Origin of the sequence: Sphingomonas gei (genome assembly GCF_004792685.1) — a bacterium.
Lineage (GTDB): Bacteria > Pseudomonadota > Alphaproteobacteria > Sphingomonadales > Sphingomonadaceae > Sphingomonas > Sphingomonas gei.
In genome coordinates, this window is the sequence record NZ_SRXT01000005.1 from 304470 (window position 1) to 323908 (window position 19439).

At 65.9% G+C, this 19439-nt stretch carries 17 protein-coding genes; 8 read left to right on the forward strand and 9 right to left on the reverse strand.

Annotation, left to right across the window (positions count from 1 at the left end):
• The first annotated feature begins 59 nt into the window (after positions 1-59).
• Genes E5A73_RS14225 through E5A73_RS14235 form a run of 3 tightly spaced genes read left to right on the forward strand, consistent with a single transcriptional unit; the run spans position 60 to position 3216 of the window.
• A complete protein-coding gene (locus tag E5A73_RS14225) occupies positions 60-1913 on the forward strand; it encodes a TadE/TadG family type IV pilus assembly protein (protein ID WP_276605811.1) in 1854 nt (617 codons plus the stop codon).
• Complete coding sequence (locus E5A73_RS14230) at positions 1910-2497, forward strand: TadE/TadG family type IV pilus assembly protein (RefSeq protein WP_135964500.1); 588 nt, start codon at positions 1910-1912, stop codon at positions 2495-2497. Before E5A73_RS14225 ends, E5A73_RS14230 begins: the two co-directional genes overlap by 4 nt.
• A complete protein-coding gene (locus E5A73_RS14235; protein ID WP_135964501.1) occupies positions 2494-3216 on the forward strand; it encodes a TadE/TadG family type IV pilus assembly protein in 723 nt (240 codons plus the stop codon). The genes E5A73_RS14230 and E5A73_RS14235 overlap by 4 nt, the downstream gene beginning before the upstream one ends.
• A gap of 52 nt (positions 3217-3268) precedes the next feature.
• On the opposite strand, the gene E5A73_RS14240 is transcribed toward E5A73_RS14235, so the two are convergent.
• Positions 3269-3670, reverse strand: coding sequence for an EVE domain-containing protein (locus E5A73_RS14240; protein ID WP_135964502.1), 402 nt, complete (start codon positions 3668-3670; stop codon positions 3269-3271).
• A 139-nt stretch (positions 3671-3809) separates the two neighbouring features.
• On the opposite strand from E5A73_RS14240, the gene E5A73_RS14245 reads away from it, so the two are divergent.
• The 3 genes from E5A73_RS14245 to E5A73_RS14255 all read left to right on the forward strand — a co-directional run bounded on the left by E5A73_RS14245 (position 3810) and on the right by E5A73_RS14255 (position 6223).
• A complete protein-coding gene (locus tag E5A73_RS14245) occupies positions 3810-4196 on the forward strand; it encodes a hypothetical protein (RefSeq protein ID WP_135964503.1) in 387 nt (128 codons plus the stop codon).
• A 171-nt stretch (positions 4197-4367) separates the two neighbouring features.
• A complete protein-coding gene (locus E5A73_RS14250; protein WP_240700188.1) occupies positions 4368-5930 on the forward strand; it encodes an FAD-dependent oxidoreductase in 1563 nt (520 codons plus the stop codon).
• 17 nt (positions 5931-5947) lie between these two features.
• Positions 5948-6223, forward strand: a complete 276-nt coding sequence (locus E5A73_RS14255; protein ID WP_135964504.1) for a DUF3297 family protein — start codon at positions 5948-5950, stop codon at positions 6221-6223.
• 152 nt (positions 6224-6375) lie between these two features.
• Here the strand turns inward: E5A73_RS14255 and bla are convergent, their stop codons facing one another.
• The 4 genes from bla to E5A73_RS14275 all read right to left on the reverse strand — a co-directional run bounded on the left by bla (position 6376) and on the right by E5A73_RS14275 (position 10194).
• Complete coding sequence (gene bla, locus E5A73_RS14260; RefSeq protein WP_135964505.1) at positions 6376-7257, reverse strand: class A beta-lactamase; 882 nt, start codon at positions 7255-7257, stop codon at positions 6376-6378.
• Positions 7258-7383: 126 nt separating this feature from the next.
• Positions 7384-8136, reverse strand: coding sequence for an isocitrate lyase/PEP mutase family protein (locus E5A73_RS14265; protein ID WP_135964506.1), 753 nt, complete (start codon positions 8134-8136; stop codon positions 7384-7386).
• A gap of 145 nt (positions 8137-8281) precedes the next feature.
• A complete protein-coding gene (locus tag E5A73_RS14270; protein ID WP_135964507.1) occupies positions 8282-9085 on the reverse strand; it encodes a LytR/AlgR family response regulator transcription factor in 804 nt (267 codons plus the stop codon).
• On the reverse strand, positions 9082-10194 hold the full coding sequence (locus tag E5A73_RS14275; protein WP_135964630.1) for a sensor histidine kinase: 1113 nt from the start codon (positions 10192-10194) through the stop codon (positions 9082-9084). Before E5A73_RS14275 ends, E5A73_RS14270 begins: the two co-directional genes overlap by 4 nt.
• A 206-nt stretch (positions 10195-10400) precedes the next feature.
• On the opposite strand from E5A73_RS14275, the gene E5A73_RS14280 reads away from it, so the two are divergent.
• Both E5A73_RS14280 and E5A73_RS14285 read left to right on the forward strand, forming a co-directional pair.
• Complete coding sequence (locus E5A73_RS14280) at positions 10401-13046, forward strand: TonB-dependent receptor (RefSeq protein ID WP_135964508.1); 2646 nt, start codon at positions 10401-10403, stop codon at positions 13044-13046.
• A complete protein-coding gene (locus E5A73_RS14285; RefSeq protein WP_135964509.1) occupies positions 13046-14137 on the forward strand; it encodes a Ca2+-dependent phosphoinositide-specific phospholipase C in 1092 nt (363 codons plus the stop codon). The genes E5A73_RS14280 and E5A73_RS14285 overlap by 1 nt, the downstream gene beginning before the upstream one ends.
• A gap of 29 nt (positions 14138-14166) precedes the next feature.
• Here the strand turns inward: E5A73_RS14285 and hutU are convergent, their stop codons facing one another.
• The 4 genes from hutU to hutI are packed head-to-tail and all read right to left on the reverse strand — an operon-like array spanning position 14167 to position 19376.
• On the reverse strand, positions 14167-15834 hold the full coding sequence (gene hutU / locus E5A73_RS14290) for a urocanate hydratase (RefSeq protein ID WP_135964510.1): 1668 nt from the start codon (positions 15832-15834) through the stop codon (positions 14167-14169).
• Positions 15831-16646 (reverse strand): N-formylglutamate deformylase, encoded by an 816-nt coding sequence (gene hutG / locus E5A73_RS14295; RefSeq protein ID WP_135964511.1) that lies wholly within the window; start codon positions 16644-16646, stop codon positions 15831-15833. The genes hutU and hutG overlap by 4 nt, the downstream gene beginning before the upstream one ends.
• On the reverse strand, positions 16639-18177 hold the full coding sequence (hutH, locus tag E5A73_RS14300) for a histidine ammonia-lyase (RefSeq protein ID WP_135964512.1): 1539 nt from the start codon (positions 18175-18177) through the stop codon (positions 16639-16641). The genes hutG and hutH overlap by 8 nt, the downstream gene beginning before the upstream one ends.
• Positions 18174-19376, reverse strand: a complete 1203-nt coding sequence (gene hutI, locus E5A73_RS14305) for an imidazolonepropionase (RefSeq protein ID WP_135964513.1) — start codon at positions 19374-19376, stop codon at positions 18174-18176. The genes hutH and hutI overlap by 4 nt, the downstream gene beginning before the upstream one ends.
• Positions 19377-19439: the final 63 nt, after the last annotated feature.

Here is a 19439-nt window from a genome sequence, read left to right on the forward strand (position 1 = left end):
ACGGACGATCGTCCCCGAGACTGGGGGGCGGGCACCATTTCAGACAGGGCAATGAACCAGTGCGACCAAGAACCTTTCTGGGGCGCTTGGCCCGCGACGAGCGAGGCAGCACCCTCGCCATGGCCGCGGCGTTCATAATCCCGCTGGCGGCATTTGCGGGCTCTGCGATCGATGTCGGTCGCCTCTACGTGGTGAAGGGCCGGCTGCAGCAGGCCTGCGATGCCGGCGTGCTCGCGGGCCGCAAGTCGATGACCGACACCTCTCCGTCGACGCCGTTGGACAGCGTTGCATCGGCGCAGGCGCAATCCTTCTTCGTCAATAATTTTCGCGCCGGCTGGTTCGGCACTTCGAATGTGGCCTTCGCCCCGAGCAAGACCGCGGACAGCCAGGTCGCCGGTACGGCTGCCGCCACCGTGCCGCTCACCCTGATGGCGATCTTCGGGAACCCCTCGCAGACGATATCGGTCAGCTGCGAGGCGCGATACGACATCGCGGATGCAGACATCATGCTCGTGCTGGATACTACCGGGTCAATGGCATGCCTGACTTCGGATGGAACGGCCGGGTGTAGCCAGGCGGTCGCCAGCTACACGCGTGCGGACGGCACCACCGGCTATTATGTCACCGAAAAATCGGGCTCGAAGCTTTCCGGGCTGCGGTCTGCGGTGCTCACATTCTACGACACCTTGATGGCGAACGTCGATAGCGCGACGCACATCCGCTATGGCTTCGTCCCCTACACCTCGACGGCCAATGTCGGGCGTCTGCTTCCGTCGACATCCTTCGTCACGACCTGGAGCTATCAGACCCGAAAGATAGCGGGCGACGCCAATAACGGGTCGGCGACGTCGGCCACCTCGGGCAATACCAGCCAAAACACTTGCAATGGCTATGCCGGCCGCGTTCCGAGCGGGACCAACGCCTTCACGACTTCGGGCACTGCGACGGTCAGGACGGTGAGCTGGTCGACGGGCAGCGGCGGATACTGCACCGTTTACAGCCAGCCGGTGAAACCGCTGTGGAGCTATGGCAAATGGCCGCTCGACGTGAGCCAATATGTCGCTGGCAACGCCGTGGACGACCCGAGCAAGATCACCGCCGCGACGTCCACGTGGCAAGGGTGCATCGAGGAACGCGACACCACTGCGTCGTCCAGCTTCAGCGCGGCCAGTCTGCCGGCGGATCTCGATCCGGACCTTCCGGCGACGACCGATGCGACCAGATGGCGGCCGATGTGGCCGGACGTCATCTATTATCGCGGCTCGAGCATGAACCCGGTCAGCGACAGCGGCTCCAGCACCAATCCCTATGGCGATACGACGAGCACGACGGGGCTTGCCGCTTTCACGAGCATGCAGCTCTACAACAATATCGCACTGGGCTATGTCTCGTGCGGAAAGCCCGCGCAGCGCCTGGCGACGATGGCGCGTGCCGATGTCTCGGCGTACCTGAACTCGGTCGATTTCAAGGCGCAGGGCGGCACCTACCACGATACGGGGATGATCTGGGGCACGCGCCTGTTATCGCCGACTGGGCTGTTTGCCGCCGATACTAGCGCCTGGCCCGGGCGCAATGCGCCGAACCGCTACATCGTCTTCATGACCGACGGCGACATGGCGCCGAACCAGAACATCTACGGCATGTACGGGCTGGAATATTACGACAAGCGCGTGACGGGGGGCAGCTATTCGAACGACGAAACCTACCACAATGCGCGGTTCGTCGCGGAATGCGGCGCAGCAAAGACACGCGGCATCACGGTCTTCGTGATCAGCTTCGGGCAGACGCTCACCCCCGAGCTCACGTCCTGTGCCACCCCCGGCCAGGCTTATTATGCGAGCGACAACACCGCCTTGACCAATGCGTTTCGGGCGATCGCCGACCAGGTCGCGATGCTGCGAATTTCGAAGTGATCCGCCTTTTCACATCGCTGCGCCGCGACAGTCGCGGCGCGGCGCTCATCGAGTTCGCGATCATCTCGCCCGTGTTCCTCACGGTCATCATGGGATTCGGTGAACTGAGCTACCAGGCATATGTACGTGCCGTCCTGAGCGGCGCGATGCAGAAAGCCGGCCGCGATTCGACGATCCAGGGCGCCGGCGCCCGCACCGATGCGCTGGACCAGAAGGTCATCGCAATGGTCCGGACCGTGGCCAAGAATGCGACATTTTCGTCGACGCGCAAGAATTACGCGCAGTTCGGGAATATTGCGCCCGAAGCCTTTACGGATGCGAACGCCAACGGGATTCGGGACGCCGGCGAGTGTTTCGGCGATATCAACGGCAACGGAATCTGGGATGCCGATCCCGGCAAGTCGGGGCAGGGCGGCGCCGGCGACGTCGCTGTCTATACCGTAACCATGACCTATCCGCGCCTGTTCCCCGTGGCAGGGTGGTTCGGATGGGGCAGCAACCAGACCCTGACGGCGACCACCACGCTCAAGAACCAGCCTTACGCCTCCCAAGCGACGACAGCAGTCGCGAACATATGCACATGAGGCACAACGTGCGCCGCCGCGCCTTGCGAGAGCTGTGGAACGACCGTAGCGGCCTGGCACTGCTCGAATTCGCGCTCGTCCTGCCGATCCTGTTGTCGTTGGGTGGCTTCGGCGTGGAGGGCGCCAGTCTCGCACTGGTCAATCTACGCGTCAGTCAAGTGGCGATGAACCTCGCCGACAACGCATCTCGCGTCGGCCTGGCGAGCCCGCTTGCCAAGACGCAGCTTCGCGAAGTCGACGTCAACGACGTCCTGCAGGCGGCGCGCCTTGAGTCCAGTGGCATCAATCTGACGACGAACGGCCGGATCACGCTATCCAGCCTCGAAAATATTCAACAAAGCTACGACACCGCGCCAGTCCAGCGCATTCACTGGCAACGATGCGCCGGGCTGAAGGCCGGGACGGGGTACGACTCGACATATGGACGCACGACCGCGACCGCAGGGACCGACGCGACGTCCGGCAATGCCGGCGTGGCTTCGTCGGGCATGGGCGACAGCGGCGCCGCAGTCAGCGCCCCGCCAGCGTCGGGCGTCATGTTCGTCGAAGTCAACTACGACTATCAGCCGGTGTTTGGCTCGCTCTTCCAGAGCCTGTTCGCGACCAGGCGGATTCGATACGTCGCTTCGTTCATCGTTCGCGACAAGCGGGATTATTCGCGGTTGTTCAATCCGGCTCCCGCGGCCGTCCGTTCGACGTGTGACCTCTACGCGAAGTAAGGTTTGCACCGGGGATGCAGTTCCCGCCGAGGCCCGTCCGTTCTGGGAGGACCTAATCACCTGCCATCTCCAGCAGCACCGCCCATTCCTGGTCGCGGACCGGAGTCACGCTGAGCCGCGACTGGCGGAGCATCTCGAGATCCTTGAGGCGGGGCTCTGCCTTGATATCGGGAAGCGGGACCGGCTTGGCCAGCTTCTCGATCGGCTTGACTGCGACGCTGGCCCATTTGCCGTCGTCGCCATCGGGCTGCCAGGTGCGGGTGATCTCCATCACGCCGACCACGGCCTTTTCGGTGTTCGAATGGTAGAAGAAGGCGCGGTCGCCGGGCTGCATCTCTTTGAGGAAATTGCGCGCGGTATAGTTGCGCACCCCGTTCCATTCGGTGGCGCCGTCGCGGACGAGATCGTCCCACGAATAGGCATCGGGTTCGGAGCGGAGGAGCCAATTCGCCATGCCGCACCGGATAACCGGCTAAACGCGGGCTGAACACCCGATTCCGAACCCGTTCAGGCGTGGCGCGTTAAAGCTCCGGTCAAGCGCCGCGAATCGCGTTGTTTTCCGCCCACGGCGCGCTGTTTGAGAGGAGGAACACATGGCCAATTTGATCAAGAAGGCAGTGCTCGGCACCGTCCTCGGCGCCAGCGTGCTGACTGCGGTCGCGCCTACTGCCGAGGCGCAGCGCTATCGCAGTCGCTATCGCCACCATGACGATACCGGAACCGCGATCGTCGCGGGGATCGCCGGGCTTGCGATCGGCGCGGCGCTGACCAGCGGAGACCGCGGCGGTCGCTACGACCGCTATGATGGATACGATCGGCGCTATGACTATGACCGGCGCTATTATCGTCAGCGCGGTTATTATCCGACCAACGGCTATTATTATCGCGACTACGAACGGCGCGGCTGGGACGGGTGCCACACGCGGCGGGTGTGGGATCCCTATCTCGATCGGCCGGTGCGCGTGCGCTACTGCCGCTGATCCGAGCAGCGCGTGAGACGAGCGGCGCGGGCTTCGGTCCGCGCCGCTCTTCGCATGTGCGGTCTTGGCGCTAGAATGGTGCGCATGGGACATGATTCGCCAGCGCAACGACTCGATCCTTCAGACCCCTATCTGCGCGAGGGGCAGACTTTTCCGTCCTTGTCGGAGGAAATGGCGGCACGTGTCGCCGCGTTCGGCGCGGAAGAAGTGCTGGAGGATGGCGCGTTGCTGTTCCGGCGCGGGGATCGCAGCGTCGATTTCTTCCTGTGCCTGGGCGGCACGATCGAGATCGTCGACACCGATGTCGAGGGCCGCGAGGGCGTGGTCCACACGCATGTCCCGCGCCAGTTCACCGGCGAGCTCGACTTGTTCAACGACCGGACGATCCTGGTGACGGGCCGCGCGCGCGGCGAGACGCGGGTGGTGCGCGTCGGGCGCGCCGAGTTCCGCCGGATGATGGCCGCCGAGCCCGATATCGGCGAGATCGTGATGCGCGCCTTCATCCTGCGGCGGGTCGGGATGCTGCTCCACGGGACCGCCGGGGTGGCATTGGTCGGGCCGGCGCATGCTTCGGACACCGCGCGGATCGAGACCTTCCTGTCGCGCAACGCCTTGCCGCACCGGCGGATCGATACCGAAGTCGACGCCGACGCGGCGGGGTTCCTCGAATGCTTTTCGCTGACCGATGCCGACTTGCCGGTGGTGGTCGCCGACGGACGGGCGCTGCGCAATCCGAGCAACGCCCAGCTCGCCGATGCGCTGGGGTTGGCCTCGGCGGTCGATCCGGAGCATGTCCACGACATCGCCGTAGTGGGCGCGGGGCCGGCGGGTTTGGCCTCGGCGGTCTATGGCGCGTCGGAGGGGCTCGATACGATCGTGATCGAATCGGTCGCGCCGGGCGGACAGGCGGGGACGAGCTCGAAGATCGAGAATTATCTGGGCTTCCCGACGGGCATTTCAGGGCAGGCGCTGGCCGGGCGCGCGCAGGTCCAGGCGCAGAAATTCGGGGCGCGGCTGCTGGTGTCGCGCAGCGCCGCGGGGATCGACTGCGCGCATCGGCCGTACACGATCCGTCTTGACGACGGTGCGACGCTCAAGGCGCATACAGTGGTGGTCGCGACCGGCGCGCGCTATCGCAAGCTCGAATTGCCGCTGTATGCCGAGCTCGAGGGCAACGGCATCTATTACGCCGCGACCGCGATGGAAGCGGGGCTGTGCGCGGCGCAGACCGCGGTGGTAGTCGGCGGGGGAAATTCGGCCGGGCAGGCGGCGATCTATCTCGCGCGGACCGCCGGGCATGTCCACATGCTGGTGCGCGGGCCGGGGCTGGCGGCGACGATGTCGCGCTATCTGATCGAGCGGATTGAGGCGTCGGACAAGATCACGCTCCACCCGTTCACCGAAGTGACCGAGCTGGAAGGCGACAAGCATCTGCGCGCGCTCAGCTGGACCGATCGGCAGAGCGGGGCGGTCGAGCGGCACCAGGTCGGGGCGTTGTTCGTGATGATCGGCGCGCAGCCCAACACCGACTGGCTCGACGGCTGCATCGAACTCGACAAGGCCGGGTTCGTGCTCACCGGATCGGGCGAGACCTTCTTTTGCTCGTCGACCCCGGGGATCTTCGCAGTGGGCGATGTCCGCTCAGGATCGGTCAAGCGGGTCGCTTCGGGGGTAGGCGAAGGCTCGGTCGTGGTATCGGCGATCCACCGTTACCTTGAAAGCGTCGCGCAATAGCGGCAAAGGGCCGGTCCATGAGCGATACTCCTCCCGACCGCTTGTCGGTCAACCCGGGCAATCCCCACTTCCAGCGCGAGTTGCTGGAACGCGGCATCGGCATCCGTTTCAAAGGCGTCGAGCGCCGCGACGTCGAGGAGTATTGCATCTCCGAAGGCTGGATCCGCGTCGCGCTGGGCAAGAAGATGGACCGCAAGGGCCAACCGCTGACGATCAAGCTGACCGGCGAAGTCGAGGCGTGGTTCGAGCGGCCTGCCGAAGGCGAGAGTGCGGCGGAAGACGCCGAGGGCTGAGGCGCCTTGTCCGTCGCCCCCGCGAAAGCGGGGGGCCATCTCGTGTCCGCTCAGCAATTACCGCAGCTGTGATGCGCGCGGCCCATCCGGGAGATGGGCCCCCGCTTTCGCGGGGGTGACGATATTTTTCAATGTCGCATCAGGATGCATGTCTACCTCAGCGCCGCTGCGATCGCCCGCCCGACTCGCGCGTGGAGCGGCCGGCTTTGCTCGAGCGGCAGCGAACCTCCGGTGATATAGCTCGCGACGACCAAAGGTGCGCGGCGCGGCGGCCAGACGATCCCCAGCAAATTATCGGTGCCGTAGCCGCCTGCGCCGGTCTTGTCGGCGACGGTCCAGCCCGCCGGCAGCCCGGCGCGCAGGCTGGTCCGGCTGGTGCGGGTGTCTTTCATCCATGCGGTCAGCTGGTCGCGGCTCGTGGGTGCCAGCGCTCGGCCGAGCACCAAGTGCCGGGCGAGATCGGCCATCGCCTGCGGCGTGGTCGTGTCGCGCACATCGCCGGGCTTCGCTTCGCCCATATCGGTCTCCCACCGGTCGAGCCGTGTCACCGGATCGCCGAACGCCCGCAGTCTGCGGGTGAAGCCGTCCGGTCCGCCGATCGTGCGGAGCAGCAGATTCGCGGCGCTGTTGTCGCTGAGCGTGATCGTCGCTTGGCAGAGTTCGCGGACGCTGGCCGAGGCGCCGACACGCTTCTCGCAGAAGGGCGAGTTGCTGACGATGTCGGCTGCCGCCACCTTTATGCGCCGGTCGAGCGTCTCGCGCCCGGCTTCGACTTGCTTGAGTATCGCCGCGGCGAGCGCGAATTTGAAGGTGCTGCACATCGGGAAGCGCTCGCTCGCGCGCCAGCCGAAGCGGTCGCCGGTCGCGGTGTCGAGTATTGACAGCCCGAGCCGGCCGCCGCTGGCCCGTTCGACTGCGCCGACGGCGTTGCGGAACTCGGGCCCGAAGTGGCTGGCGGTGCTCGCGGCGGATGCCGCGGCTGTTGCGGCTGCAGCGACTGCGCCGCTGGCCCAAAGGAATTTGCGTCTGTCCATGTGTCTTCTCCCTCTGCCGCTTGATGCGGCGGGGGAGGCGGAGGACACAAAGGATCAAATCTCGGCACAGCCATGAGAGTAATTCATGGCACTGCTTGAAATCCTCCCTCGCGAAGCGGGGAGGATTTAGGTGTCCGCGAAGGCTTCACGCGCGGCATCCTCGAAGGCTTTGAGCGCGAGCAAATGCGGGAACGGGCCGTGGCTGATCCGGGCGATGCCTGCCTCGGCGACTGTCTTGGCCAAGGGCGCGCCGGGGAAGGCCATGAAATTCACGGGCAGCGGCGAGGCGGCGCAGACGCGTTCGAGCAACTTGAGGTCGGCGAGGCCGGGGACGAAGAACCCGCTGGCGCCGGCCCCGGCATAAGCGTGCGCGCGCTCGATCGCGGCTTCGGCCTTGGCCTGGTCGTGGGTGTCGGGCTTGGCCTGGAGGAAGATGTCGGTACGCGCATTGAGGAAAAAGTCGGGACCCGCGCCGCGGCGCGCCGCCGCGATTCGCCGCGCCTGCACGTCGATCGCGTGCATGCCCTGGCCCCCAACTACCTGGTCTTCGAAATTGCAGCCGATTGCGCCGGTTGCCGCGAGCGCGGCCAGATTCGCGGCGAGCGCTTCCTCGTCGACGGCATAGCCGCCTTCGAAGTCGATGCTCACCGGCAGGTCCACCGCGGCGACGATGCGCGCGGCATTGGCAAGCGCGAGGTCGATCGGGAGGCCTTCGGCGTCGCCGACGCCGTGTGCGGCGGCGACGGAGGCGCTGCCGGTGGCGATCGCCTTTGCGCCAGCGCGCGCGGCGACCTTGGCCGACCCGGCGTCCCAGACGTTGAACAGGATGAGGGGCTCGCCGGGGACGTGCAGCGCCGCGAAAATTTCGTACTTGGTCATGGGAAGCACTCCGTTTCGTTCGCGGAATGTTCTAGAGGGCCCTAGGTGCGCAATCAAGCCATCCCGTCGAAAGCGGGGATCCAGGGTTGCCTGCTCGGGCAGACCTGCCTGGCCCTGGGCCCCGGCTTTCGCCGGGGGACGGGAGTTAGTGAACGAAGCGCGCCACCACGTCGCGATACGAGCGGCTGACCTTCACCGAGGCACCCGAATTGAGCACGAGGAAGCACTCGCCGTTGGTGTGCGGCTTGACCTGCTTGACGAGGTCGAGATTGACGATCGTCGAGCGGTGCACCCGCTGAAAGCGGCGCGGGTCGAGGCGCTTTTCCAGGTCCTTCATCGTCTCGCGCAGGATCAAGGTGTTGTCGCCGGTATAGATGCACATGTAATCGCCGGCGGCGTCGATCCGCTCGATCGTGTCGACGTCGACGCGGAAGATCTGGCCGCGATCCTTGATGTTGATGAGCTTCTCAAAGCGGTTCGAGGCCATTTCGCCGGTGTCGGCCGCAGCCATTTCGTCGACTGCGTCGGGGGCGACTTCGGCAAGCACTTCCTTGAGCCGATCGACTTCCTCGACGCCGCGCTTCTCGGCCAGTCGCTGGCGGACGCGATCGAGCGTGTCGGCGAGCCGCGAGGGCTCGACCGGCTTCATCAGATAATCCATCGCCTGGGCCTCGAAGGCGCGGATGGCGTGGTCCGAATAGGCAGTCACGAACACGAAGAGCGGCGGTTCGACTTCCATCAGCCCCTGGACGACCGAAAAGCCGTCGAAGCCGGGCATCTGGATGTCAAGGAAGACGAGATCGGGTTTGTGGGTCTTGATCGCGCGGATCGCTTCGCGGCCGTTGGAGCATTTGTCGATGATTTCGACATCCTCATGCTCCTGCAACCGGAGCTCGAGCCCCTGGATCGCCAGGGGTTCGTCGTCGACGAGGATGGTACGGATGGTCATGCGGCCTCTCGGTTCGGTTCCTCAAGCTGGAACGGTATTTCAATCTCAACGCTGAAACCTTCCCCGGGTTTCGTTGCCGTTTCGAAACGATGGTCAGACCCGAAGGTCTGCGCCAGCCGTTCCTTGATATTGGCGAGCCCCACGCCGGTTGAGAGGGTCGGCCTCGGTTTGCTTTCGATCAATCCGGGGCCGGTGTCGGATACGGCGATCTGCACTCGTTCTCCGGTGAGCCGAGCCGTGACGGTGATGTCGGCGCCCTCTTCCTGCGGGGTGACGGCATATTTGATCGCGTTTTCCACCAGGGGCTGGAGCAGCAGCGACGGCAGCCGCGCCTTCGACACGCGCGGATCGATGTCGAAATGGGTGCGCAGGCGCTCGTCGAAGCGCATCTTCTCGATCTCGAGATAGAGTTTGAGCGTCTCGACTTCCTGGGCGAGCGTGACGTGCGCGGTCGGCTCGTTGGCGAGCGTGTAGCGCAGGAAGGAGGACAGGCGGCTCAGCATCACGTTGGCGCGCTCGGTCTGCTTGAGCAGCACGAGGGTGGAGATCGAATTGAGCGTGTTGAACAGGAAATGCGGGTTGAGCTGGTAGCGCAGCATCGCCAGCTGGGCCGACGAGGCCTGATTTTCGAGCACTTGCATCTGATCGATCTGCTCTTCGACGATCAGATAGAAATTGATCCCGAAATACAGCGCCGACCAGCCGGCGAGCACGGTGAAGTTGATGAACACCGTGCCCATCACCAGCGCGAAGGTGACCCCCGAATCGCCTTCGCGGATGATGAACGAGAAGGTGAAGGCATCGATCACCGCGTAGATCACCGTCGCCAGCGCCAGCGTGGCCAGGGTTAGCAGGATCCCGGTGATCCGCGGCAGCCGGCGATAAAAGCCGTAGAGCGTCGACAGCAGCAAGGTCAGGCAATAGCCGACGATCGCCTCGATGATCGCGGCGATGATCCGCTCGACGGCAAAGCCGTTCGAGATCGAGACGACGCTGCGCAGCAGCAGATAGCCGCTCCAGCCGCCTGCCTGGAGCATCCAGAAAGCGCGGCCCTTGTCTTCGAAGAAGGGACGCGAAAGGGGGCTGGGCGTGCTCGCCTGACCCGGCATCAGCCGCTGTGCGGTTTCCACTGTCTTGGCCACGCGGCCCCTCTAACACTCAGCATCCGCCGCGGCAAAGAGGGGGATCGTGTGCGCCGTCACGCCAGCGTCAGCCAAATGCAATGTGTCTGCAATGCTTCCGCCGCCAAAGCGCAACAGCGTGCACCTATTGGCGGCCCTCGCCGGGGGATCACACCCGGGGGGAGAAATTCAAAATGTCGCACACTTCGCGCCTGCTTCGGGCAACCCTTCCGTTCGCCCTCGCCGCATTGGGCGTCATCCCGTCCGCGCAGGCGCAGACCGTGGGCGCGGGCGCCGACGAAACGGCCCTTCCCGAGCCGCAGGCCGAGGACGACGGTGAAGTCGTCGTTACCGGCTCCTATGCGCGCAGCCTTGCCGCGGCGACCGAGACCAAGCGCCAGGCCGCGTACGGCGTCGACTCGATCAATTCGACCGACATCGGCAAATTTCCCACCCAGAACGTCGCCGAGGCGCTCCAGCTGGTCACCGGCGTGGCGATCACCCGGCCGCGCGGCGAGGGGCTGTATGTCAGCGTGCGTGGGCTTGGGCCGCAATTCCAGAGCACGATGCTCAACGGGCGCAGCGTCGCGATCAACGACCTGATCGAGAATGGCGGCGCCAATGGCCGCCAGTTCCGCTTCGAGATGCTCCCGGCCGAGTTCGTCTCGCAGATCGACGTGGTCAAGACGCCGACGGCGGACATGACCGAGGGCGCGCTGGGCGGCAATATCGACGTGCACACCTTCCGCCCGCTCGAGGTCGGCACCAAGACCACGCTCAATCTGCGCGGCACCTATACGACGATGACCGACAAGGTGAAGCCGAACGCCACCGCGCTGACCAGCTTCAAGTCGGACGACGGCACCTTCGGCCTGCTCGCCGGCGCGCAATATTGGTCCAAGGCGGTCCGCAACGATCGCTGGTACAATAATGGCTGGATCCTCGACCGGTTCACCGCCCCTGCCGCCGGCGGGCTCCCGGCAGGCCTGTACACCCCGATCCGCACGCGCCCGACGATCGAAACCGAGAATCGCGAGCGCTATTCGGGGCTGATTTCGGCGCAGTGGAAGCCCTCGGACGAGCTCGAGACCACGCTCGACGTGCTCGGTACGCGGCTCGACGTCGCCTATGACGAGTTCGGCCTCGACATCTATCCCGACGATCCCGGCGTTTCGATCGTCCCCGGATCGGTCAAGCTCGACGGGAACACCGTGGTCGCCGCGACGATCAACAATGTGCGCTTCATGGGCACGCGCGAATACAGCCTCAACCGCCACGACCTGCTCAGCGTCGGATTGAAGCAGAGCTGGAAGCCCGAGGGCTGGGACGTCACGGCCAACGTCAATTGGTCGTATGCGCACAGCTTCCACCCGAGCTATGCCGAGGGCACGGTGCGCAGCCGCATCCAGTTCAACGCGCCGCTCACCTATGACGCGTCGGGCGGGTATAAGGTGATCCCGACCTTCACCACCCCGGTCGACCCGACCAACCCAGCCAATTTCGTCCTCTATCCGTTCAACATCGCACCGAAGAACAGCAAGGACTGGGACTGGAATGCCCGGCTCGACGTCGGCCATTCGATGGACGGCTTCTTCAGCAAGATCGCGGCGGGGGGAGAATATCACTGGCGCAAGCGCGATTATGCGCGGCGCGACTTCACCGTCGATCCGGGCAAGATCCCGCTGACTACCTTCGCACCGAACGGCTATGAGCAAATCCCGTATGACGATTTCCTGAGCGACGTCTCGGGCAATGCGCCACGGACCTGGATCGTGCCGATCACCAGCGTCTTCTACGACAAATTGTTTACCGCTGCGGTTGCCAATGCGCCGCTTTCGAACGGCGACAAGCGCGCGTCCTATGTGGTGACAGAAAAGACCGCGAGCGGCTATGTCCGCGCCGACTACGCCATTGGCGCAAGCATCACCGGCAATATCGGGGTGCGTTATGTGCACACCGATCAGGTGGCGAGCGGCACGCTGATCCTTGGCAGTACGCCGACCCCGGCAAGCTTCCCCAAGACCTTCAACAACTGGCTGCCCAGCTTCAACCTGCGGGCTGAACTGAGTCCGACCCTCGTCGCGCGCCTTGCCGCAAGCCGCGTGCTGACCCGGCCGAACGTCACGCAAAGCTCGCCGCAGATCAGCGTCTCGACCGACGCAGCGACCGGCAGTGGCGGCAACCCCGACCTGGTCCCGTTCGTCGCCACCCAGTTCGACGGCTCGCTGGAATGGTATTTCAGCCGCAAGGGCTCGCTCACAGGAGCGTTGTTTTACAAGGCGATGGATGACTACATCACGCAGCAGAACGTCTATGTCGAGATCCCGGGCCGGGGCCAGATCCTGCTGAGCACGCAGGTCAATGGCGGCGGTGCCAAAGTGTATGGCGCGGAGGCGGCGTACAACCAGGTGTTCACTTTCCTGCCGAAGCCACTCGACGGGCTCGGTATACAGGTATCTTATACCCACACCTCGGTGCAGGCGGACTACACCGCCGGTGCGCGGTCCATCAAAGACCAATTGATCGGGCTGTCGAAGAACAGCTTCAACCTCGTCGGCTTCTACGATTACGGCCCGGTCTCGGCGCGGCTGTCCTATGTCTGGCGCGACAAGTATTTGGCGGGCACCGGCAGCACTACGAACACCCCGAGCTTTGTCGACGCGTTCGGCTCGCTCGACGGCAATCTCTCGTTCCGCGTGACCGAAAAAACCACGGTGAGCCTCGAGGGGATCAACCTCGCCGGTGCGCGGCAATATAGCTACAGCGACGATCCGATCCGCTACAACGAGATCCATTATTGGGGCCGGACGATCCTGTTCGGCGTGCGGACGGAGTTCTGATGCTCAAGGCGATCCTAGCTTTCGCTGCGCTGGCTTCGGCCGGCGCGGCGGCCGCCCCGCAGGCGATGAACGACGTCCAGGTCGTCGGCTCGCACAACAGCTTCAAGGCACGCATTCCCGCCGCGGTGATGGCCAAGCTGCGGTCGATGGAGCCGAAATCGGCGGATGGGCTCGATTATTACCACGTGCCGCTGTCGAAGCAGTTCGACGCCGGCGTGCGGCAGATCGAGCTCGACGTGTTCGCCGACCCCGTGGGGGGGCGATACGCCGACCCCAAGGGCGAGGCGTGGGCGAAGGCGGCGGGGGAGCGTACCGGCTTCGATCGCACGGCGATGCTGAAGCCGGGGTTCAAGGTGTTCCACATTCCGGACGTGGACTATCTGAGCACCTGCCCGACGTTGGTGAAGTGCCTGCGAGAAGTCGATCGCTGGTCGCGTGCGCATCCCAGCCATCTGCCGATCATGATCACGATCAACGCCGCCGACACGCCTTCAGGACGGCCGGGGATCACTGGCCCGCTGGGTCTCGACGACAAGGGGCTGCTCGACGCGCTCGATGGCGAGATCCGTTCGGTGCTGCCGGGTAAGCGGCTGATCGCGCCCGACGACGTGCGCGGGAGCGCGTTGACCTTGCGCGAGGCAGTGCTAACCCGCGGATGGCCGGCGCTGAAGGCGGCGCGGGGCAGAATCTATGTGCTGCTCGACGTGCGCGCGGCGGTCTCCGACGCGTATCGCACCGGGCACCCGTCGCTCGTGGGACGGGCGATGTTCGGCTGGTATCCCGATGGCGAGCCCGAGTCGGCGGTCCAGATCGTCCAGGATCCGCTGGTGGACGGTGCGAAGATCCGCAAATGGGTGGCGGAGGGCGTGATCGTGCGGACGCGGACCGATGCCAATACCGTCGAGGCGCGGACCCGCGATTTCGGCAAGGCGCGGGCGGCGTTTGTGAGCGGGGCGCAGGCGGTCAGCACCGATTATTACCCGGGCGCGCCCGATCCGTTGCAGGCTGGGTTCGTGGTGACGCTGCCGGGGAAGGCGATGGCGCGGTGCAGCCCGGTGCGCGTGCCGGCGGGGTGCGCGCTGAAGCCGTGAGCAACTCTCCTTCTTTCAGGGAGGGGAGTTTACAAAATCCCCGGCAGATCCAGCCCCAGCTCCCGCGCGCAATCGAGGGCGATGTCGTAGCCGGCATCGGCGTGGCGCATCACGCCGGTGGCGGGATCGTTCCACAGCACCCGCTCGATCCGGCGCGCGGCGTCTGCGGTGCCGTCGCAGACGATGACCATCCCCGAATGCTGCGAAAAGCCCATGCCGACTCCGCCACCATGATGCAGCGATACCCAGGTCGCGCCGCCGGCGGTGTTGAGCAGGGCATTGAGCAAGGGCCAGTCGGAGACCGCGTCGGATCCGTCGCGCATCTTCTCGGTCTCGCGGTTGGGCGAGGCGACCGAGCCCGAATCGAGATGGTCGCGGCCGATGACGATCGGGGCTTTCAGCGCGCCCGAGGCAACCATTTCGTTGAACGCCAGGCCGAGCCGGTGGCGGTCCCCCAAGCCTACCCAGCAAATCCGCGCAGGCAGGCCCTGGAAGTGGATGCGCTTGCGCGCCATGTCTAGCCAGTTGTGGAGATGTCGATTGTCGGGGAGCAGTTCCTTCACCTTGGCGTCGGTCCGGTAAATGTCCTCAGGATCGCCCGACAGCGCCACCCAGCGGAACGGCCCCACACCGCGGCAGAAGAGCGGGCGGATATAAGCGGGGACGAAACCGGGGAAATCGAACGCGTCGGTGACGCCTTCCTCGAACGCCATCTGGCGGATATTGTTGCCGTAATCGACGGTCGGGATGCCCTGCGCGTGAAAATCGAGCATCGCACGGACATGCCCTGCCATCGAGGCGCGCGCGGCCCGGTCGAGACCCTCCGGATCGTCGCTGCGGGCGCGTTCCCATTGATCGAGGCTCCAGCCGAGCGGCAGATAGCCGTTGCGCGGATCGTGCGCCGAGGTCTGGTCGGTAACCACATCGGGTCGGATGCCGCGGCGGATCATCTCGGGGTAGATCTCCGCGGCGTTGCCGAGCAGGCCGACCGAAACGGGCTTCCCGCCCTTGTGCGCTTCCTCGACGACGGCGAGCGCCTCATCGATGGTAGCGGCCTGCCGGTCGAGATATCCCGTCTTGAGCCGCATCTCGATCCGCGAGGGCTGGCATTCGACTGCGATGCACGACGCGCCCGCCATCGTCGCGGCGAGCGGTTGCGCGCCGCCCATCCCGCCGAGGCCGGCTGTAAGGATCCAGCGCCCGGCGAGGCTGCCGCCGAAATGCTGGCGGCCCATTTCGGCGAATGTCTCGTAGGTGCCCTGGACGATGCCCTGGCTGCCGATATAGATCCAGCTGCCCGCGGTCATCTGGCCGTACATCATCAGGCCCTTGCGATCCAACTCGTTGAAATGGGCCCAGTTCGCCCAGTGCGGCACGAGGTTGGAATTGGCGAGCAGCACCCGCGGCGCATCGGCATGGGTGCGGAAGATGCCGACGGGCTTGCCCGACTGGATCAGCAGCGTCTCGTCGTCCTCGAGCCGGCGCAGGCTCGCGACGATCGCGTCATAGCTTTCCCAGTCGCGCGCGGCACGGCCGATCCCGCCATAGACGATGAGTTCTTCGGGCCGTTCCGCGACCTCGGGATCGAGGTTGTTCATCAGCATGCGCAGCGGCGCCTCGGTGAGCCAGCTCTTCGCGGTCAACTCGGTGCCGTGCGCGGCGCGGATATTGCGGCTGTTGTCGCGGCGATGGGTCATGCGGTGGTCCATTCGAGGCAGGCAGCGAGGATGTGCCGAAGATGGTTTGCGAGCGGTGCGGCGCGGGCGGGATCGTACGGCGTCGGCCAGTTGCTCTCGTCGGGGGTGTCGGGCTCGTCGACATAACCGCGGCAGGCGAGCTCCATCTGGATCGCGTGGAAACCCAGATCGGGGCGGCCATGGTGGCGCGTGGTGTAACCGCCGCGAAAACGGCCGTTGACCACAAGCGAAAGCCCGGTGGCGGCGCAGGCGCGCTCGACCGCGGCTTCGAGCGCGGGATCGCAGGTGACGCCGCCATTGGTGCCGATGTTGAACTGGGGCAGTTCGCCGTCGAACAAGCGGGGCATGTGGCTGCGGATCGAGTGGCAGTCGTAGAGGACGACCTTGCCGTGGAGGTCGCACAGTCGTTCCAGCTCGGCGGCCAGCGCGGCGTGATAGGGGAGAAGCCAGCGGTCGCGCCGCCCGGCGATTTCGGCCTGATCGGGTTCCCGGCCGGGCAGATAAAGCGGTTCGCCGTCGAAGGTGGTGGTGGGACAGAGTTCGGTGGTCGTCTGGCCCGGATAGAGCGAGGCGCCACTGGGATCGCGGTTCACGTCGATGACGCTGCGCGAGAGGGTGGTGCGGACGATCGTCGCGTCGAGATCCTCGGCAAACGAATAAAGCCGGTCGATCCACCAATCGGCATCCTTGCGCGCGCGCCACGGCGAGACGTAGCGCGCGGCGAGATCGTCGGGGATTTGCGTGCCGGTGTGCGGCATGCCGAGCACCAGCGGCGCGTTTCCGCGGCGGATGTGGAGCCAATCGTCAGCCATGGCTTACCGAGGGGACGGGGACGGCGTGCGCCTCGGCGATCTCGCGCAATTTGCCCGAGCGGACGATCTGCGCGGCGGCGGCGATATCGGGGTGGAAATAGCGGTCCTCGTCGAGATGCGCGACGGCGGCGCGGACTTCGCGATGCACCGCCTCTACTGCCTGGCTGCTCTGAAGCGGGGCGTGGAAATCATAGCCCTGGGCGGCGGCGAGCAGCTCGATCGCGACGACGTTGCCGGTATTGTCGGCCATCGCCATCAATCGGCGCGCGCCATGCGCGGCCATCGAGACATGGTCTTCCTGATTGGCCGAGGTCGGGATCGAATCGACGCTTGCCGGATAAGCGCGCTGCTTGTTCTCCGAGACCAGAGCAGCGGCGGTGACCTGGGGGATCATGAAGCCCGAATTGAGCCCGGGGCGCGGAGTGAGAAAGGCCGGCAGGCCCGACAGCGCCGGATCGACCAGCATCGCCAGCCGGCGCTCGGACAGTGAACCGATCTCGCACAAGGCCATCGCGATCATGTCCGCGGCGAAGGCGACGGGCTCGGCGTGGAAATTGCCGCCCGACAGGACCTCGTCGGTGTCGGCGAAGACCAAAGGGTTGTCCGAGACGCTGTTGGCTTCGGCGCCGAGCGTTGCCGCGGCCTGGCGGAGCAAGTCGAGCACCGCACCCATCACCTGCGGCTGGCAGCGCAGGCAATAGGGATCCTGGACGCGCTTGTCGTCGTCGCGGTGCGAGGCCCGGAGAGGCGAATGATGCATCATCGCGCGCAGCATCGCGGCGACCTCAATCTGGCCGCGATGGCCGCGCAGCGCGTGGATGCGCGGGTCGAACGGGGTGTCCGAGCCCTTCGCCGCTTCGGTGGAAAGCGCTCCGGCAACCAAAGCGGCGGCGTGCAGCGCCTCGGCCTCGAACAGGCCGGCGAGCGCGTAGGCGGTCGAGAATTGCGTGCCGTTGAGCAGCGCAAGGCCCTCCTTCGGCCCAAGCGCGAGCGGTATCAGGCCGGCTTCGCGCAACGCCCACTCGGCGGGAAAGCGCCCGGCAGGGGTGTCGATCTCGCCGACGCCGATCATTGCCGCGCTCATGTGCGCGAGCGGCGCCAGATCGCCCGACGCGCCGACCGAGCCCTGCGCCGGCACGACTGGCAGCAAATCGCGCGCCACCATCGCTTCGAGCAGGTCGAGCGTCTCGATCCGCACGCCCGAGGCGCCACGGCCGAGGCTCGCCAGCTTGAGCGCCATCATCAGCCGCAGCACCGAGCGCGGCATCGGTTCGCCGACCCCGGCGGCGTGCGAGAGAACCAGATTGCGCTGGAGCGTGTCGAGATCGGCGGGCGCGATGCGGATGCTGGCGAGCAGCCCGAAGCCGGTGTTGACGCCGTAGACGGCATGGTCCGCCGCCGCGATCCGCGCGATCGTATCGGCGGCGCGCTGCACGGCCTCGCGGCAGGCGGGGGCGAGCCGCACGTCGGCGCCGCAGTAGATTGCCCGCCATTGCTCGAGCGGCACGGCGCCGGGTTCGAGCGTGATCATGGCTTTCCTCCAAAGATGCGCGCGTGGAGCGGATTGAAGCCCATGCGGTAGACGAGCTCGGCCGGCTCGCCGATGTCCCAGATCGCCAGATCGCAGCGCTTTCCCGGCTCGAGTGTGCCGACACTGTCGAGCCGGCCGAGCGCGCGGGCGGCCTCGCGAGTCATGCCCGCGATGCATTCGTTCACGGTGAGGCGGAACAGGGTCGCCGCCATGTTCATCGCGAGCAAGGGCGAGGTGAGCGGCGAGGTGCCGGGGTTACAGTCGGTCGCTATCGCAATCGGGACACCTGCGCAGCGCAATGCGTCGATCGGCGGAAGCCGCGTCTCGCGGGTGAAGTAGAAGGCACCCGGAAGCAGCACCGCCACCGTGCCTGCGCGCGCCATCGCATCGACGCCGGCCGCGTCGAGATGCTCGAGATGATCGGCGGAGAGCGCACCGAATTCGGCGGCGAGCGCGGCGCCTTGCAGGTTGGAGAGCTGTTCGGCGTGGAGCTTGACCGGCAGGCCGTGCGCAGCGGCGGCCTGGAACACGCGGCGCACCTGCGCCGTGCTGAAGGCGATGCCTTCGCAAAAGGCGTCGACCGCATCGGCGAGGTCGGCGACCGCGGGAATCATCTGCGTGCACACCGCATCGACATAGCCGTCTGAGTTGCCGGCGAACTCGGGCGGGAGGGCGTGCGCGCCGAGGAAGGTGGCAGCAACATTTACTGCGCGCGCCTGGCCCAGCGCGCGGGCGGCCTCGAGCATCTTGATCTCGTCGGCTTGCGACAGGCCGTAGCCCGACTTGATCTCGACGGTGGTGATGCCTTCGGCGAGCATCGCGTCGAGCCGGGGCAGTGCCTCGGCGGCCAGTTGCTCGCGGCTGGCGGCGCGGGTGGCGGTCATCGTCGAGACGATGCCGCCGCCGGAGCGGGCGATCGCCTCGTAGCTGGCACCTTCGAGCCGCAGCTCGAATTCGCGGGCGCGATTGCCGGCATAGACCAGGTGGGTGTGGCAATCGATCAGCCCCGGCGTGATCCAGCGGCCTTCGCAGTCGTGCGTGGTTTCGGCTTCCAAACGCGGAGCATCGGCGCGCGGGCCGGCATAGACGATGCGCTCGCCGATGGCGGCGATCAATCCGTCCTCGATCGCGCCGAGTCCCGGCAGATCGCCGCGCAGCGTGGCCAGCCTGACGTTGCTCCACAGCTGCTCGACGCGCACGCTGACCTCCTCGAAGCGACTGGAATCGATCCTCTAGGATCCGGCTGGAAATGTCTATACATT

Excerpts from the sequence above, each read along its gene's own strand:
- bla (WP_135964505.1), bottom strand. The coding sequence starts at position 7,257 with ATGGACAGACGCAAATTCCTTTGGGCCAGCGGCGCAGTCGCTGCAGCC.
- E5A73_RS14255 (WP_135964504.1), top strand. The coding sequence starts at position 5,948 with ATGAGCGATACTCCTCCCGACCGCTTGTCGGTCAACCCGGGCAATCCC.
- E5A73_RS14240 (WP_135964502.1), bottom strand. The coding sequence starts at position 3,670 with ATGGCGAATTGGCTCCTCCGCTCCGAACCCGATGCCTATTCGTGGGAC.
- E5A73_RS14275 (WP_135964630.1), bottom strand. The coding sequence starts at position 10,194 with ATGCCGGGTCAGGCGAGCACGCCCAGCCCCCTTTCGCGTCCCTTCTTC.
- E5A73_RS14250 (WP_240700188.1), top strand. The coding sequence starts at position 4,368 with ATGGCGGCACGTGTCGCCGCGTTCGGCGCGGAAGAAGTGCTGGAGGAT.
- E5A73_RS14270 (WP_135964507.1), bottom strand. The coding sequence starts at position 9,085 with ATGACCATCCGTACCATCCTCGTCGACGACGAACCCCTGGCGATCCAG.
- hutU (WP_135964510.1), bottom strand. The coding sequence starts at position 15,834 with ATGACCCATCGCCGCGACAACAGCCGCAATATCCGCGCCGCGCACGGC.
- E5A73_RS14285 (WP_135964509.1), top strand. The coding sequence starts at position 13,046 with ATGCTCAAGGCGATCCTAGCTTTCGCTGCGCTGGCTTCGGCCGGCGCG.
- hutH (WP_135964512.1), bottom strand. The coding sequence starts at position 18,177 with ATGATCACGCTCGAACCCGGCGCCGTGCCGCTCGAGCAATGGCGGGCA.
- E5A73_RS14265 (WP_135964506.1), bottom strand. The coding sequence starts at position 8,136 with ATGACCAAGTACGAAATTTTCGCGGCGCTGCACGTCCCCGGCGAGCCC.
- E5A73_RS14235 (WP_135964501.1), top strand. The coding sequence starts at position 2,494 with ATGAGGCACAACGTGCGCCGCCGCGCCTTGCGAGAGCTGTGGAACGAC.
- hutG (WP_135964511.1), bottom strand. The coding sequence starts at position 16,646 with ATGGCTGACGATTGGCTCCACATCCGCCGCGGAAACGCGCCGCTGGTG.
- E5A73_RS14280 (WP_135964508.1), top strand. The coding sequence starts at position 10,401 with ATGTCGCACACTTCGCGCCTGCTTCGGGCAACCCTTCCGTTCGCCCTC.
- E5A73_RS14245 (WP_135964503.1), top strand. The coding sequence starts at position 3,810 with ATGGCCAATTTGATCAAGAAGGCAGTGCTCGGCACCGTCCTCGGCGCC.